The 16,563-nt window shown below is 59.7% G+C and carries 16 protein-coding genes; 9 read left to right on the top strand and 7 right to left on the bottom strand.

Annotated elements, in window-relative coordinates:
- Both GN234_RS07035 and GN234_RS07040 read left to right on the top strand, forming a co-directional pair.
- Window positions 1–735: a UTRA domain-containing protein gene (locus tag GN234_RS07035; RefSeq protein WP_109755274.1), complete on the top strand. Its 735-nt coding sequence runs from the start codon at window positions 1–3 to the stop codon at window positions 733–735.
- Window positions 736–868: 133 nt separating this feature from the next.
- On the top strand, window positions 869–1,315 hold the full coding sequence (locus GN234_RS07040; protein ID WP_233459532.1) for a helix-turn-helix domain-containing protein: 447 nt from the start codon (window positions 869–871) through the stop codon (window positions 1,313–1,315).
- An 18-nt stretch (window positions 1,316–1,333) separates the two neighbouring features.
- Here GN234_RS07040 and GN234_RS07045 read toward each other — a convergent pair whose 3' ends face one another.
- The 6 genes from GN234_RS07045 to pstS all read right to left on the bottom strand — a co-directional run bounded on the left by GN234_RS07045 (window position 1,334) and on the right by pstS (window position 6,590).
- Window positions 1,334–1,978 (bottom strand): hypothetical protein, encoded by a 645-nt coding sequence (locus tag GN234_RS07045; RefSeq protein WP_411828784.1) that lies wholly within the window; start codon window positions 1,976–1,978, stop codon window positions 1,334–1,336.
- On the bottom strand, window positions 1,978–2,676 hold the full coding sequence (locus GN234_RS07050; protein WP_109755275.1) for a hypothetical protein: 699 nt from the start codon (window positions 2,674–2,676) through the stop codon (window positions 1,978–1,980). The genes GN234_RS07045 and GN234_RS07050 overlap by 1 nt, the downstream gene beginning before the upstream one ends.
- 93 nt (window positions 2,677–2,769) lie before the next feature.
- Window positions 2,770–3,531: a phosphate ABC transporter ATP-binding protein PstB gene (pstB, locus tag GN234_RS07055; protein ID WP_025214260.1), complete on the bottom strand. Its 762-nt coding sequence runs from the start codon at window positions 3,529–3,531 to the stop codon at window positions 2,770–2,772.
- A 75-nt stretch (window positions 3,532–3,606) separates the two neighbouring features.
- On the bottom strand, window positions 3,607–4,518 hold the full coding sequence (gene pstA / locus GN234_RS07060) for a phosphate ABC transporter permease PstA (protein WP_116832030.1): 912 nt from the start codon (window positions 4,516–4,518) through the stop codon (window positions 3,607–3,609).
- Window positions 4,518–5,483, bottom strand: a complete 966-nt coding sequence (gene pstC / locus GN234_RS07065; protein ID WP_109755277.1) for a phosphate ABC transporter permease subunit PstC — start codon at window positions 5,481–5,483, stop codon at window positions 4,518–4,520. Before pstC ends, pstA begins: the two co-directional genes overlap by 1 nt.
- Window positions 5,484–5,558: 75 nt before the next feature.
- Window positions 5,559–6,590, bottom strand: a complete 1,032-nt coding sequence (gene pstS / locus GN234_RS07070; protein ID WP_109755278.1) for a phosphate ABC transporter substrate-binding protein PstS — start codon at window positions 6,588–6,590, stop codon at window positions 5,559–5,561.
- A gap of 183 nt (window positions 6,591–6,773) precedes the next feature.
- Here pstS and ppk2 point away from each other — a divergent pair, with 183 nt between their 5' ends.
- Window positions 6,774–7,691, top strand: coding sequence for a polyphosphate kinase 2 (gene ppk2 / locus GN234_RS07075; protein ID WP_163854264.1), 918 nt, complete (start codon window positions 6,774–6,776; stop codon window positions 7,689–7,691).
- 160 nt (window positions 7,692–7,851) lie between these two features.
- Here the strand turns inward: ppk2 and GN234_RS07080 are convergent, their stop codons facing one another.
- On the bottom strand, window positions 7,852–8,784 hold the full coding sequence (locus GN234_RS07080) for a LysR family transcriptional regulator (RefSeq protein ID WP_109755280.1): 933 nt from the start codon (window positions 8,782–8,784) through the stop codon (window positions 7,852–7,854).
- A 123-nt stretch (window positions 8,785–8,907) separates the two neighbouring features.
- Between GN234_RS07080 and ilvD the strand changes: the two genes are divergently transcribed.
- The 6 genes from ilvD (at window position 8,908) to GN234_RS07110 (ending at window position 16,534) form a co-directional block, all read left to right on the top strand.
- A complete protein-coding gene (ilvD, locus tag GN234_RS07085) occupies window positions 8,908–10,620 on the top strand; it encodes a dihydroxy-acid dehydratase (protein WP_204334258.1) in 1,713 nt (570 codons plus the stop codon).
- Entirely contained in the window at window positions 10,617–11,900 is a 1,284-nt protein-coding gene (locus GN234_RS07090) for an aconitase X (protein WP_176688160.1), read from the top strand. Before ilvD ends, GN234_RS07090 begins: the two co-directional genes overlap by 4 nt.
- A complete protein-coding gene (locus GN234_RS07095; protein ID WP_163854268.1) occupies window positions 11,897–12,379 on the top strand; it encodes an aconitase X swivel domain-containing protein in 483 nt (160 codons plus the stop codon). The genes GN234_RS07090 and GN234_RS07095 overlap by 4 nt, the downstream gene beginning before the upstream one ends.
- 91 nt (window positions 12,380–12,470) lie before the next feature.
- Window positions 12,471–13,748, top strand: a complete 1,278-nt coding sequence (locus tag GN234_RS07100) for an FAD-dependent oxidoreductase (RefSeq protein ID WP_176688161.1) — start codon at window positions 12,471–12,473, stop codon at window positions 13,746–13,748.
- Between the two features lie 78 nt (window positions 13,749–13,826).
- Entirely contained in the window at window positions 13,827–15,191 is a 1,365-nt protein-coding gene (locus GN234_RS07105) for an MFS transporter (RefSeq protein WP_176688162.1), read from the top strand.
- 113 nt (window positions 15,192–15,304) lie between these two features.
- Window positions 15,305–16,534, top strand: coding sequence for an OprD family porin (locus GN234_RS07110; RefSeq protein WP_176688163.1), 1,230 nt, complete (start codon window positions 15,305–15,307; stop codon window positions 16,532–16,534).
- Window positions 16,535–16,563: the final 29 nt, after the last annotated feature.

Below are 16,563 nucleotides of genomic sequence, written 5' to 3' on the forward strand. Positions count from 1 at the left end.
ATGCCTTTCGATCCTCTTTCACCACACTACCAGCGGATTCGCGAGCAGATCGCCTACGACATCGCCACAGGTACGCCCCAGGCCGATGAAAAATTTCCCTCCGAGCGGGAAATGATCGAACGCTTCGGTTGTACCCGGGTGACCTTGCGCCAGGCGCTGCAACAGCTGGAAGCCGAAGGTTTGGTGTACCGGGAAAACCGTCGCGGCTGGTTCGTCAGCCCGCGGCGAATACGATACGACCCCACGCGAATCAGCGGCTTCATGGACTATGTCAGTGCCCAAGGCCGTACACCGCGAACCGAATGTCTGCAGGCCGAACTGCGCCCTGCCGGCGCCTGGCTGGCCAGACGCATGAGCCTGAGTTCGGAAGATGAGCCGGTATTTTTCCTCCAACGTCGACGCTGGATTGATCGGCGCCCGGTGCTGCTGGAGTTCAACGCACTGCTGGCGAGCTGGTGTCCGGGCTTGCTCGACGCTGATTTGAACACCTCCCTGACTCGGGTCCTGCGCGAGCGCTTTTCGCGGGTGCAATCACGCTGCGAGCTGGAGATGCACATTGGCACCGTCAACGAGGATCAGGCAGAACTGCTGCAACTTTCCCCAGGCTCGACCAGCGTCTACCTGGAACGCCTGAACTTCGGCGAAGAGGACCAGGCCGTGGAGTTCGACCAGGAATTCTGGCGCCCCGACGCACTGTCGATCGTGATGGAGACCCGTTATCCAGGGAAGACTTGACTCAACAGGCAAGCCGCACGGCCAGGAATGCGCGCGGGATCGCCCTGATTGATCGCGGCACGCGCGTTCCTGTGGTGCAACCTACGAAGGTCCACTTCGATGCACGCTGTCCATCTCCCCAATGATCCGGGAAATGGTTAACCGGTTGGCTCGTGAGCCTGCCGATTATCCTTCGGTTGGCCATGCCGCCAGGCTTGCACGAGTGATCCTCGACGAACTGGTCGAAATGCCGCGTGAGCGCTTCAACCTACCCATCTCCGGCAATCCTAAAATTCGTGCGATAGCAAATGCACTGACGCTCGAGCCTTCCGACCGCAGTACGTCAGCCGAATGGGCGAAACGCGTGGCGATCAGCGAGAGGTCGCTGTCGCGATTGATGATTCGTGAGACGGGCCTCACGTTTGGACGCTGGCGGCAGCAGTTGCACCTTGTCGTTGCACTGCGAGAATTGGCCAGTGGTGCGAAGGTGCAGAACGTTGCGGCCGAGCTGGGCTATAGCTCGGTCAACGCCTTTATCACAATGTTCAAAAAAGGCACTAGGGAACACGCCCGCACGGTTGAGCAACTGCACTGCAACTAGTAGCGGAGTCGTACCACCTTAACTGAGAGGCTCGAGGAAAGCGTCTGCCCGTTGTTGCACCGACTCTTTCTGCCTGAACATTTGCTGCCAGGCGAGCTGCGCCTGGACAATGGCGACCGCCTCCAGGACTTTCTGCGTCCAGCGGTCATCCTCCGGATGCACCACGACAACGCGAAACCCATGATCGTTGCCTTCAATCTGCACACCCTCGGAATCATCGACATGCAAATCGATATCGAACGCCGGCGGATATTTCGAAGGCGCATTCAACATCCCATGCACCGTCAGGGCACGGTTGTGCAGCACGCTGTTGACCACGCCGTCGACGCGGATGCCGTACAGCAATAGCCAATGCCGGATATAGGACGGCGTGCGCCCGGACGACGTGTAGACCCAGATGCTGCAGCCCTGGCGGCGCAGCTCTCGGATCAGGGAGCGTGTGCCCATGCGCAACGGCTCACCCAACCAACGATGAACACAGGCCGGCAGCCTGCTCTGCTCGACGGCACAATGGTGAAGTTGGCAGGCGAGCGTGTCATCGATATCGAATGAAATTCGTATGCGTTGCCGCTTGAACAACCGCGTCGGCATAACGCGGCGGATGGCCCGCCCTACCCGGCTGCCGAAGGTTTTGCACCTGGCGAACGCTGGATACCCGCTCATCAATGGCCACCTTGATAAATGGGCAAGGACTTGTCCTTGAGAAAAAACTTCATGGGATCGGGCGCCTGTTCTTCTAAAAAAGCTGCGTATTTTTTCTTGATCTTGGGCAATTCGTACAATGCCTTGACGCCGTGCTTGGCGGAGTTGCGTATGACTGATGACGGATTGAAGTAGCCCTTTGCGTTTTCCAGCGTCAACACGAAAGGAGGCAAACCCGCACGCATGAGCAAATAGCTGACGATGAGCGAGCCACTGCGGTTGTTACCTTCGATGAACAGCTGCGGCTTGCTGAGAATGCGTACATAGACGCCGGCCGCACGCTTCCAGACTGATTCGCTGCGATACGCGCAGTACCAGTTGTACAAGTCCTTGATGCCTCCCTCAACATTGTTGAAGAAATGCGCCTCGGTGGCTGCCAGGTGCTGGGCGTATTCCAACCGGCGCGCCGGATCTCGGCCACACAGCACCGTGGCATTGATCTCCAGCATCAGGTTCAGTTGCTGAAGATCGAACAGGTCGACGCCGCGGGCAACATAGTCGTCAACCAATGCATAACCTTCAAGCACATTCTGCAGCACTTCGTCAGTCAAGGGGTCGCGTGGCTCGGTGAAGTACCGGCTCAGCTCGACGAAGCGGCCCTGAACTTCACGCAGTGCGCGTTCAATTGCAGGTAAATCAAGGCGGTGCGTAACAGGCATTGGTGCTCCTTGAAAACGTTTGGCAAATGTCTACCGGATGCCGCCAAATCCGTTTGGCTTCTGCAGGTATGCGGCCTTGACCGGATGTGATGCTTAGCTGAACTTGCCGCTGATGTAGTCTCCCGTCATCTGTTCACGCGGGTTGTCGAAAATCTGCGTGGTCGGGCCCATTTCCACCAGATAGCCGGTTCGCGTGCCCTGGGAAATGTCCACCGAGAAGAAAGCCGTGGTGTCGGCGACGCGGATGGCTTGCTGCATGTTGTGGGTGACCAGCGCGATGGTGTAGTCCTTCTTCAACTCCACCATCAGTTCCTCGACCCTCCGGGTAGCGATCGGGTCGAGCGCCGAACACGGCTCATCCAGCAGCAGGACTTCCGGCTCGGTGGCGATGGCGCGGGCAATGCACAGTCGTTGTTGCTGGCCACCGGAGAGCGACAGGCCGCTGACCTTGAGCTTGTCCTTGACTTCGTCCCACAGCGCGGCGCCTTGCAGCGCATGCTTGACCCGGTCGCCGATGTCGCCTTTGTAGCGATTGAGGCGCAGACCAAACGCGACGTTGTCGAAAATGCTCATCGAAAACGGGTTCGGCTGCTGAAACACCATGCCGATGTAGCGGCGCACGACCACCGGATCAACGCCCTTGCCGTAGACGTCCTGTCCGAGGAAATGCACGTGGCCCTCGAAACGGAACCCCTTCACCAGGTCATTCATCCGGTTGAGGCTACGCAACACGGTGCTCTTGCCACAGCCGGAAGGACCGATGAACCCGGTGATCTTGTTTTTTTCGATCGGCACATGGCTGTCACGTACCGCCATGAAGTTGCCATAGAAAATCTTGTCCAGTTTGCAGTCCATGACTACAGGCGCCTGGGTGACAAACGGAGCGGCTATTTGCGCAGTGGATACGTTCAAGATCAGATGCTCCCGTTCTTAATATTTGGGCTTGCCGAAAATACGGCTGATGATGTTCACGAACAGCACGATCATCACCAGCACCAGTGAGGCCGCCCACGCGAGTTCAAGTTGGTTGTCGAAAGGCATCCCGGAGAAGTTGTAGATCAGCACCGCCAGCGAGGCGGTCGGGTTCATGACCTCGAGATTGCCTTGGTGGTAAATCCAATAGTTGCTGAACAGCGCGGTAAACAGCAGCGGCGCCGTCTCGCCCGCGGCACGTGCCACAGCGAGCATGACCCCGGTCAGGATGGCCGGCATGCCGGTCGGCAAAATGATTTTCCAGATCACCTGCGAGCGGGTGCAGCCCATGCCATAGGCGGCATCCTTCATGATCTTGGGCACCATCCGCATCGACTCTTCCGCCGTCAGCACGACGATTGGCAGCATCAGGACCGCCAGCGCCACGCCACCCGCCGGCGCCGAATACGTACCGGTGGTCATCACCACCAGGGCGTAGGCAAACACCCCGGCCAGGATCGACGGCAGGCCCGTGAGCATCTTGGCGGCAAAACGCGCTGCGTTCCCCAGCTTGCTGTCCGGTCCCAGCTCAGCCAGGAAGATTGCCGCCATGATGCCGACCGGCACCGCGATCGCCGCCGCGATACCGACCATCACGAAGGTCCCTGCCATCGCGTTGCCGAAACCGCCACCCATCTCGAAGCCCGTCGGCGGCAGTTCGGTAAAGACTTCCAGGTTGAGACGCGCGCCGCCGCGGGTAATCAGCATGTAGAGCACGGAGATCAGCGGCACACTGGCCAGTAGCGCACCAGCCCAGACCAGGGTGGTCAAGATCAGGCTTCGCAGGGCACGGCCTTCGAACTTGCGCTGCAGGCTGGGCATCGCGCCTGTTGGAGACGTCAGGTCTGTTGCAGCAGTGAGATCAGTCATCACTTATTACCCCGCTGGGCGTACATCATGATCATCGAACCGAAAATGTTCACGATCAGCGTAATCAACATCAACACCAGGGCGGCATACATCAACACCTCGATCTCGTTCGGCCCGGCTTCGGGGAAGTTCAACGCCAGCAGGGCGGCGAGCGTGTTGGCCGGTGCAAACAGCGAGAGGGAAATGTTGTTGGCATTGCCGACCAGCATGGCCAGCGCCATCGTTTCACCCAGGGCGCGCCCCAGGCCCAGCACCAGAGAGCCGAAGATGCCGGTGGCGGCGGAAGGCACCATCACCTTGAGAATCGCTTCCCAATGGGTAGTCCCCATGCCGTAGGCGGCCTGCTTGGTTTTCATTGGCACAGCCGTGAGCGCGTCCTGCGAAACGGCGGCAATGGTCGGCAGAATCATGATGGCGAGCACCAGCGCTGCGGGTAGCAAGCCTGGGCCGCTCAGGGTCGTGCCGAAAAAGGGTACCCAGCCGAGTTCGCTGTTCAACCAGGTTGTCAGCGGCCGAATCGCCGGGATCACCACGTAGATCCCCCACAGGCCATAAACCACGCTGGGAATGGCCGCGAGCAGTTCGACGATGGTACGGAAGATGGCGGCGAGCTTGGGCGGCAGGAAATCCTGGGTCAGGAAAATCGCCATGCTGACGCCGAAAAAACCAGCGATCAGCAATGCGATAAAGGCGCTGTAGAGCGTGCCCCAGATAGCCGGCAGGATGCCGTATTTGCCTTGGTTAACGTCCCAGACGCTGCCCAAAAGCACATCAAAGCCGTGCTTCTCCATGCCGGGAAGTGCCTTGCGTCCCACCTCGAACACCAGCGCAAATACCAACGCCAGAATCAGTACCACGCCGATACGCGCAAGCGCACGAAAGGTGCGATCAACCAGGAAATCCTTCCTCGAAGGTGGTTGGCAGGCAGAGTCCGGATTAACCGGTACGACAAAAGGTTTGTTCATGGGCTGAGTCCGGAACAAGGGGGAAAACTCTCCCGGCGTGGCGCAGACGCACACTCCGAGAGAGACCTCACGGCGTTACTGGATGTTGGCGGACGCTTTGCGAACCTGCTCGACGACCGATTGCGGCAATGGGATATAACCCATCGAATCGGCAATCTTCTGTCCCTCGGCCAGGCTGTATTCGACCATTTCACGCATGGCCTTGGCCTTGGCCGGATTGCCGTTGTCCTTGCGGAAAATCATCCAGGTGTAGGACGTGATCGGGTAGGACTTGGCACCGTCCGGATCAGGCAACCAGGCCACCAGGTTTTCCGGCATCTTCACCGCCGCCAGGGCCTCGGCACCGCTTTCGGCGTTTGGCACGACGTACTGACCGGCCTTGTTCTGCAGTTGAGCGAAGTCAACCTTGGCGAGCTTGGCGAAGCCGTATTCGATGTAACCAATCGCGCCCGGAGTTTGGCGCACAGTGGCCGTGACACCATCGTTCTTCGGCGACTTGATGAACTTGTCGCTAGCCGGCCAGTTGACGGTGTTGCCCTCCCCCAACGCCTGCTTGAACTCCGGATTGATTGTCGCCAGGTGCTTAGTGAATACCGCAGTCGTGCCGCTGGAGTCTGCACGCACAACAACCGTGATCGGCGTATCGGAGAGTTTCAGATCCGGGTTGGCGGCGACGATCTTCGGATCGTTCCAGCGGGTGATTTTGCCCAGAAAAATGTTGGAGTACACATCTCGGGGCAGTTTGAGCCCCTTCGGATTGCCCGGCAGGTTATAAGCCAGCACGATTTCACCTGCGGTCATCGGCAACAACTGCACGCCTTCAGCGACCTTGGCGATATCTTCCTCTTTCATCGCCGAGTCACTGGCGGCGAAATCAACCGTTTTGTTCAGAAAGTCCTGTACACCCGCGCCACTACCCTTGGATTGGTAATCCACAGTGACACCGTCAGATTTCTTGCTGAAATCCTTGAACCAAGTGAGGTAGATCGGTGCAGGGAAACTCGCCCCGGACCCCGTCAGACGGACACTCTCTGCAGCGTAGGACGCCGAGGTGGCACAAAGAGAAACCGCAATGGCGAGCGCAGCAGACTTCATCAAACTTTTCATTAGGGGAACACCTTGTGATTACGGGCTCCCGAACTTTGCAGCAGTTTTGTTACGTTCTCATGAAAGTTGAATGGCAGCAGTACGCTCACTCTCCATATGGCCCGGTAGGGACTTAATGTAATTGGTTCGTAACAAATTACGCCTAACACTTTGCCACCCCATCCTCGTGCGAGCCTCCCTCCTATGTCTCCCAGAGAAGCCACCTTAATCCAGCGCATCCACCGTGAACTGCTTGATCACAGTGACGAAGAGCTGGAATTGGAATTATCCGAAGACGGCCATGACCTGAACGCGCTGTTCGATGAGCACGTAGAAGAAGGTACTGAGAAGGATGCTCGAAGGACCTATTTCAGCGAACTGTTCCGCCTGCAAGGCGAACTGGTAAAACTGCAAAGCTGGGTGGTCAAGACGGGCCACAAAGTCGTGATCCTGTTCGAAGGGCGTGATGCCGCGGGAAAAGGCGGTGTGATCAAACGTATCACCCAACGCCTGAATCCCAGGGTCTGCCGGGTCGCCGCCCTACCCGCCCCCAACGACCGGGAACGTACCCAGTGGTACTTCCAGCGCTATGTCTCGCACCTGCCGGCGGCGGGCGAAATCGTGCTGTTTGACCGTAGTTGGTACAACCGTGCCGGGGTGGAACAAGTGATGGGGTTTTGCAACGAAGATCAGTACGAGGAGTTCTTCCGTACTGTACCGGAGTTCGAACGTATGCTCGCCCGCTCCGGCATCCAGTTGATCAAATACTGGTTCTCCATTTCCGACCAGGAACAGCATCTGCGCTTTCTCAGTCGCATCCATGATCCGCTCAAGCAATGGAAACTCAGCCCCATGGATCTGGAGTCCCGTCGGCGCTGGGAAGCCTACACCAAGGCCAAGGAAATCATGCTTGAACGCACCCACATCGCCGAAGCGCCGTGGTGGGTGGTACAAGCTGATGACAAAAAGAAAGCCAGGCTCAACTGCATCCATCACCTTCTCGGGCAGATGCCCTACGAAGAGGTGGAAATGCCGGTAATCGAACTGCCGCAACGCGTCAGGCAGGAGGATTATTCCCGCAGCCCCACGCCGCCGGAACTCATCGTGCCTCAGGTCTATTAAGGTCAGCCAAATGGGCACGCCGTTAAGGGCTTACGTGCGATTCACAAAATCCAATGGCGCGATGAGGGGCCCGAAGGGCTGCCGATCTGCTGGACCGGCCTGGACGAGCAGAACCCAACCGGGCGGAATCAGTTATTTAAATTAATCATTGCTCCATGAATCAAATCGACATCTGCTCGCTAGGAGAAAAGTCACCGAGCAACTCAATGAAGGACTGACGCAACCAACGATTAGCCGGGTCATGATGAAAGCGCGTATGCCAATACAGGTGTATGTCATATCCGCAGATAGCCCAAGGCAGCGGGACCAGGCGCACATTGGTAATTTCGGAGAACCGCCGGCCGACTGCCAGTGGGACGGTGGCGATCATGTCGGACTCGGCCACCAGGAACGGCACGCCCATGAACCGTGGCAGGCTGAACCGCACCCGTCGTGTTACGCCGTGGGAGGCCAGCTCCTTATCCAGCACACCCATGCCGCGCCCCTCGGCCTGGACGGCGACATGCACGGCGGCCTGGTATTGCTCGGCGCTTATGGTGTCGCCGATGGTGGGATGATCGCTGCGCACTATGCACACGAAAGAGTGGCTGTACAGCGCCCGATGCCGGATCGAGGTGTTGAGCAGACGAGGGAAATAGCCAATGGCCGCGTCGACCTCGCCAGCGTCCAAGCCCTCTTCCAATTGCTCGGAGGACAACGCCTGAGTGCGAATTCTCAGCTTCGGCGCCGTTTTGTCGAGCATGCGCATCAGCCGTGGCAGGAACACCATTTCACCGATATCCGACATGCACAACACTAACTGGCGATCCGAGTGTTCGGCGACGAATCCCGTGGACGGCAGTACCTCGCTACTGACCATCTCCAGAATGCGTTGCACCGGCTCGGCGATCTGCAAGGCTCTCGCGGTGGGCTGCATACCATGGGAGGTACGGATGAACAAAGGATCGTCGAATAGCGTCCGTAACTTGCCCAGGGCGAAACTCATGGCAGGTTGACTGAGCCCCATGAGATCCCCGGCCAGGGTCACGCTTTGCTTTTTGCGCAACGCATCGAAGACTTTCAATAGGTTGAGGTCGACGTCCTTGATATCCATATTTTGGATTTTATCTATAAGTGAAATAAGGTTTTCGGATTCTAGGCCGACGCCTAGACTCGGCACAAGATGGTTAACGTGATTAACCGGATTGGCATTCTTATAACAATAACGGAGCACCCCATGCCCAAGAAGCTGCGCAGCAATTTCCCTTACGGGTCCTATTTGTGGGCTGTGCGCGCCGCCCAGTGGCGCGCCTTGGGGATCGATGAGAGCGAGCTGGAGAAACCCAAGATCGCTATCGTGAACTCGTCGTCCAACCTGGCGATCTGCTTCAGCCATCTGGATGGCATCGCCAATGCCCTCAAGCAATCGATACGCGATGCCGGCGCCCTGCCCTTCGAAATTCGTACTGCCGCTCCCAGTGACTTCATCACCGGCGCTGGTGCCGGGGGTGCCTATATGCTCGCTGCCCGCGACCTCATCACCAATGATATCGAAGTCGCGGTCGAAGGGGCTCAACTCGACGGCATGATCTGCCTGGCCTCCTGCGACAAGACCGTACCCGGTCAACTGATGGCCGCCGCCCGCCTGAATATTCCGACGCTGGTGGTGGTCTGTGGCTACCAGCCGAGTGGCGAATACAACGGTAAGCATGTCGATATCGAAGACGTGTTCATCAGTTCCATGCACGTGGTCACAGGCAAGCTACCGGTCGAGGAATTGGCCGGCATGGCCCGCAATGCCATCAAGGGCCCTGGGGTCTGCTCGGGGATGGGCACCGCCAACTCGATGCACCTGGTGTGTGAAGCCCTTGGCATGGCTTTGCCCGGCAGCGCGCCCATCGCGGCCAACAGCCGGCAGATGTTCGACTTCGTGCACCAAGCCGGCCAACGCATTGTGGAAATGGTCGAAGAAGACCTCAAACCTCGCGATATCCTCACCCCAGAGGCCTTCGCCAATGCAGTGGCGACCATTCTCGCCGCGGGCGGCTCCGTCAATACCATCAAGCATATGCAGGCGGTGGCAGCCGAAGGCGGAGTCGACGTGGACGTCTACCAGCTCTTCAGGGACCTGGGCAAACAGGTGCCTGTGCTGGTTGGCGTACGGCCGGTGGGTGAACATAGCATCGAGCAAATGGAAGCCGCAGGCGGTGGGCGTGGGCTGCTCAAGCGCCTGGAGCCCTTGCTGCATGGCGATGCATTGACGGTCACCGGCAAAACCCTGACGCAGAACCTGCACGGGGTAATCGTCAGCGACGATGCAGTGATCCGCCCGCTGGACAACCCCTTCGCCACCCAGCCAGCCATCGTGATGCTGCGCGGCAATATCGCGCCCCAGGCAGGCATCGTCAAATACGGCATCGACCCGCAGAAGATGCGCCGCTTCGAGGGACCTGCGATCTGTTTCGAACGCTCCGCCGATGCCATCGAAGCCTTGCAGGATGGGCGCATCCAGCCCGGCCATGTGGTGGTCATGCGCGGCGCCGGAGTGCGCGGCGGCCCGGCCATGGGCGGCGGCGCCTCGAAAGTGGTGTTCGCCATTGACGGCGCCGGGTTGGGCGACCACGTGGCCATGCTGACTGACGGTCATCTTTCAGGGTTGGTGTGCAAGGGCCTGGTCGTGGCTGAAGTCGCTCCTGAAGCAGCCGTCGGCGGACCATTGGCGCTGGTCGAGGACGGCGACATCGTCACCATCGACCTGGACCTCAACACCCTCGATGCCAATATCAGCGAAACCGAGATGCAAGCACGGCGTGCCCGTTGGCGGCCTTTGGCGCCACAGTTCGGCGGCGGGTGGCTGGACATCTACCGCAATAACGTGTCGTCCATGGAGCACGGTGCGGTCCTGATCAAACCGCTGGACATCAGCCGTTCGGGAGAACAGCCGCAATGAGATTGCGCGACGACGAGAAAGCCATGCTCGCCGGCGACCAAGGTCCGGCGGTGCAAAAAGCCATGGATTTGCTGGTGCGTTATGGCGAGGCCCTGGACGCAGAATGTCTGGTGGACACGCGCAATGTGGCCGGAACCATCGGTGCCACCACCCCGTTCCTGCGTCAGTACGCCGAGCGCGAGGGAGGCATGGACGCGGTGTTCAGCGAGTTCAATCTCGACAGCGCCGAGGTGGTCAGAATCCCCAAGGTCAAGGTCTTCAGCAGTCACCTGCAACAGGGCATCGACCCTCGGCATGCCGAACGCCAAGGCATCTCGCAGGATGTGGTGCGCATTTATGAAACCGGCCAGGCCTATAGCAGCGGCCTGGGTGTGCAACCGTTGAATACCTGCACGCCCTATCAAGTCGGCAACGTACCAGTGAAAGGCGAGCACTGCGCGTGGATGGAATCCTCCGCCGTGATCTACATCAACTCAGTACTCGGCGCCCGCACCAATGCCGAGGGCCGCGAAAGCACCGGCGCAGCGATGCTGACCGGCAAGATTCCCTATTGGGGCCTGCACCTGGACGAGAACCGTCGCGGTACCCACCTGATCCAGTTGGATATAGACGTGAGCACCACGGCCGACTGGGGACTGCTTGGCTACTGGGTCGGTGAACAGGTGCAGGATTGCATCCCGGTCATCGAAGGCGTGAGCCATCAGCCCAACCTGGCGCGTCTCAAGCACTTTGGCGCGGCGGCGGCTTCCAGCGGTGGCGTGGAAATGTACCACCTGGTCGGGGTCACACCTGAAGCACGCACTCGCGAGCAAGCGTTCGGCGCCTCCCGGCCTTCAGCCACGTTGCGCTTTGGTGAAGCCGAACGGCGCTGGGCCTACGAGCAAGTCAACGTCACGGCGCGCGATGCACAAGTCGATTTCGTCATGCTCGGCTGCCCGCATTACAGCCTCGAACAAATCTGGGAAGTCTGCCAACTGCTGGAAGGCCAGCGTCTGAGTGCGAACACCGAGCTCTGGATATTTACCGCCGCGTCGATCAAGCAACTGGCAGACGTGGCCGGTTACACCCACATCATTGAGCAGGCAGGTGGGCATGTGATGACCGATACCTGCTCGGCAATCGGCAAGGTGCTGCCCAAGGGCACGCGCGTGGCGGCCGTGGACTCGGCCAAGCAGGCCCATTACCTGCCGGCAATCATGGGCATCCAGGCGTGGTTCGGCACCACCGCAGAATGCGTCCAGGCGGCCATCGATGGCCGTTGGAAAGGAGTACTGAAATGAGCGCAACCTTTACGCTCCGAGGCCGCAAGGTTGTCGGCGGCTGCTTCGAAGGCGAAGCCTTGGTGACCCGTGACCGCATCTCCGGCTGGGGTGGCATCGACCCGCGCAGCGGCACTGTCATCGAGACGCGCCACGAGCTCAAGGGCATCAGTTTCGCCGGCAAGGTCCTCGTGTTTCCCGGCGCCAAGGGGTCTTCCGGCTGGTCCTCGCAGTTCCATGTCGCCCGTCTCGCTGGCGTCGCGCCTGGCGCCATGTTGTTCAATGAAATGACGGCGAAAATGGGCCTTGGTGCCGTTGTCGTCCATGCACCAGCCATGACCGACTTCAACGAGGACCCGCTGAACCGGATTCGCACCGGGGATTGGGTCCGCGTCGATGCCGACGCCGGGACCGTCGAAGTGATCCCGCGTCAATCGCGTACCGATCTATCCACACAGCCACAGCCGCCCGGCCTGGAACGAACGCGAAACCCGTCGTAACCCGAATATGACTGCCGAAACACCTGCTCCCGTGGCCCTAGGTCAACGGGCTCGGGCTCGGCTACCCTGTTGACACCTCAAAGGTAGTTTTATGGCTCATGTTATTCGCACGGTACGCCGTACCAGCGCCCTCACCGCCCAACGCTTGCAGGCCGACGTATGCATCGCCGGGGCCGGTATCTCCGGTATTTCAGCCGCCCTCGAGGCCGCCGCGCTCGGCAAGCGCGTGGTGCTGTTCGACGCCCTGCCGATGCTCGGCGGCCAAGCGGTCGGCTCGATCATCGGCACCTTCTGCGGACTGTTCTCCAATGGTCCGAACCGCCAACTGCTGACCCATGGCATTGCCGACGGTATCCTTCGCGACCTGGGTGCCTCGGGAGACTTGCACCAGGCCATCGGGCCATTGACCACAGTGGTTTACTACGACGAAGTCGCCCTCGGTCGCTGGATTGGCCAAAAGGTGCTCGACGCAGGCATCACCGTAGTGCTCGGTGCGGTGTTACGTGATGTAGTGCGCGAAGGCACGCGGGTCCAGGAAGTGGAGTTGGCCACACGCTATGGCGACGTGCGCGTGGCGGCCAACGGTTTCATCGATGCCAGTGGTGATGCGGCACTGGTGTGGAACGCGGGACTCGCCTGTCGCGAGCCGGATACGCCAATCTATGGCACCCAAATGTTCGTCCTTGAACATATCAACGAAGCCCACTTGCCCACCCGTGCGCAATTCACCGAACGGGTCAAGCAAAAGGCCAAGAGCTACGGGATCGAACGCGATGACGGCTTGTTCTTCCAATTTCCTGGACGCGGCACGGCGGCCTTCAACATGACACACATCGAAACGCCCCTGGACCCCGTCGCCGCCTCTCACGTCGCCATCGCCGGGCGCCAGCAGGTGGACCAAGTGATCCACTTCCTCCAATCGGAGTACCCCGAGGCTTATGGCAAGGCCAAAGTGCGGGCGTATGCGTTGCCAGGCATTCGCCAGACTCGCTGGATCGTCGGACATCACCATCTGACAACTGACGAAGTGCGGGCTGCGACGATGTTCCCGGATGCGGTAGCACGTACCTCCTGGCCAGTGGAATTACACGGCAATACCAGCGGTTACCAGTGGGAGCCCTTTGGTGACGATCACATCCACAGCGTGCCGCTGCGCAGCATGCTTCCCCAAGGCAGCGATAACCTGGTCGTCGCCGGCCGCTGCATAGACGCCGATGCAGCCGCGCTGTCGAGCGTCCGCGTGATGGGGCCGTGTATCGCGATGGGGGCCGCCGCCGCTCATGCGCTGGATCTCGCAGGCCCCAACGGCAGGTTGAGTGACATACCCGCCCAGGCATTGCGTGAGCGGCTGGCGTTCAATCTGGAATAGTTTCAAGCGGTTCGACGCGCCCGCCGTGCAGAGCGGGCGCCACTCCAACAACAATAAAAAATGCAGTGGAGAACGCACATGTCACAGCCCCGTACCCTGGATGTCGCGGCACTTATAGAAGGCCGCAAGTTGTCACGCTTCAACTACGTGGTGATTCTGGTCTCGGTATTGATCACCTTCCTCGACGGCTTCGATTTGCTGGTGCTCTCGCACACCGCTTCCTACATCGCCGATGAGGTCGGCCTGGACAAGATCCAACTGGGTGAAATCTTCTCCATCGGCCTGTTGGGCATGATGCTGGGCGGTTTTTTCTTCGGTTATCTGGGTGATCGTATCGGACGGCGTCCCACGATTCTGTTCTCCACGTGCTCGTTCGGCCTGTTGACGCTACTGTTTGTCATGGCCGACAGCTACGAATCGCTGATGGTCCTGCGTTTTTTCAATGGCTTCGCCCTGGGCGCCATGCTGCCATTGTGCTGGGCCCTGAACATCGAGTTCGTCCCCAAGCGTTATCGCTCCACAGTGGTCACTGTCATCATGGTCGGGTTCAGCCTCGGCAGCGCGATGGCCGGCCCGCTGACGGTGTGGCTGGCGCCGCATATCGGCTGGCAGGGCGTGTTCGTGTTCGGCGGCGTGGTCACGCTGTTCGCCTGGGTGCTGTTGTGGTTCACCCTGCCTGAATCAGTTCGTTTCCTGGCCAGCAAGCGTAAGGCACCGGAGAAAATCGCGGCGATTCTCAAGCGCATGGATCCGCAGCTGGATGTGCGCCCCACTGACCAGTTCCTCCTGTTGGACGAGCCGGATATCGGTCGCCAGGCATTTCGAGTCAGCCAGTTGTTCATCGGTCGCTTGAAATGGATCACACCCATGATCTGGCTGGGCTACTCCGCCAGTTCCATGGCCATGTACTTCCTCGCCTCCTGGAGCCCTCTGGTCTATCAATACGCAGGATTCGATCGCGCGACAGCGTCGTGGGTCAGCTCCATAGCCTCGTTCAGCGGCGCGATGGCGGGCCTGGCGATGATGCGCTTCGTCGATACCCGTGGACCGTACATGGTGATGATCTATCCGCTGCTGGCCTTGCCCTTCCTGCTGGTACTGGGCATCACCGGCATGCAGGGCACCGCGTTCCTGATGCTGAGCCTGGTCGGCGGCGTGTTCGTCAAAGGCTCCCACTATGGAATCCTCAGCATTGCCGGGATCTTCTACCCCAGTGCCATTCGCGCCAATGGCGCCGGCTGGGCCACCTCCATCGCCAAAATCGGCTCGATCCTAGGTCCATTGCTGGGCGCTTATGTACTTAACAGCGGCCTGCCGGTGGTCAAGAGTTTCCTGGTCCTGGCGATCTGCCCTGCCGTGCTGGCAGCCTGCGCGTTTGTCATCGGTCACCTGACTCGCCGCCACCCGGCAGCAGCCCCGTTGCCCGCCTCATCACAAACCTGAACGTCCCCGGCTGATTCACAACGCCTGAAGCAGGCAGCCCTTACCGCGTCGTCATCGGCGCGGTCAGGCAACGCTCGTCCTGAATAAACCTACTTATCCTGAGACCAATAAAAATGAACAGGAATCTCGCCCTCGCCACAGCCCTGATGCTCTGCGGCCAAGCCACCTACGCCCATGCGGATTTCATCAAAGACAGCAGCGCGACGCTGACGACGCGCAACTTTTATCTGAATCGCGACTTCCGCCAGAGCGGTGCCCCTCAGGCCAAGGCCGAAGAATGGACTCAGGGCTTCATCGCCGAACTTCAGTCTGGATACACCGACGGCACCGTTGGCTTCGGGCTCGATGCCCTGGGTGAACTGGGGATCAAGCTCGACTCCGGCCCGGGCCGTCGCGGCACCGGCCTGCTGCCCTATGGCCCTGATAGCAACCAACCCGTGGACGATTACAGCGAACTGGGCCTGACGGCAAAAATGCGCGCATCAAAGACCCAGCTCAAAGTGGGGACCCTGATGCCGATTCATCCGCTGGCGTATTACAGCGATACCCGACTGCTGCCCTCGACCTTCACTGGCGCCTACCTGACGTCCGGTGAACTCGACAACCTGACTGTCACCGCAGCGAGACTGACCAAAGCCAACGGCCGCGACTCAGCCGGTAACGACGACATCGGCTATTCCGGCCAAAGCAGCGATCACCTGGACCTGCTCGGCGGCGATTACACCATTGGCAAACAGCTGACCCTGCGCTACCACCACGGTGAGCTGCAAGACATCTACCGTCAGCAGTTCGCTGGCCTGATACATGTACTGCCCCTGGGCGAGGGCGTAAGCCTGCGCTCCGACCTGCGCTATGTCGACAGCAATGACATTGGCGTCGGGAAAGCCGGGAAGATCGACAACCGCAACTTCAACGGCATGTTCACCTTGACCGTCGGGGCCCAGCGCTTCTCCGCGGCGTTCCAGCGCCTGTCGGGCGAAAGTGCGTTTCCTGTCATCGATACCGGCACCCCCTATGTGGTGAACCTGGTCACCTACAACTCTTTCATCAAGGCCAACGAGAAATCCTGGCAGTTGCGTTACGAATATGACTTCGCCGCACTCGGCATACCCGGCCTGACGTTCATGACCCGTTACGTGAAAGGCGACGATATCCGCACGCGCGCCGTCACTGACGGCAGTGAATGGGAACGTGACACCGACCTGACTTACGTCTTCCAGAGCGGTGCCCTGGAAGGCCTGAACGTGCGTTGGCGCAACCTCACCTTCCGCTCCGGAGATGGCCTGCCCCAGCAGCTCGACGAGAATCGCCTGATCGTGGCTTACACCTGGAAACTGTGGTGAGTCCCGTCCTCGGCAATCTGCTCCTTTGC

It is taken from the genome of Pseudomonas bijieensis (assembly GCF_013347965.1).
GTDB lineage: Bacteria > Pseudomonadota > Gammaproteobacteria > Pseudomonadales > Pseudomonadaceae > Aquipseudomonas > Aquipseudomonas bijieensis.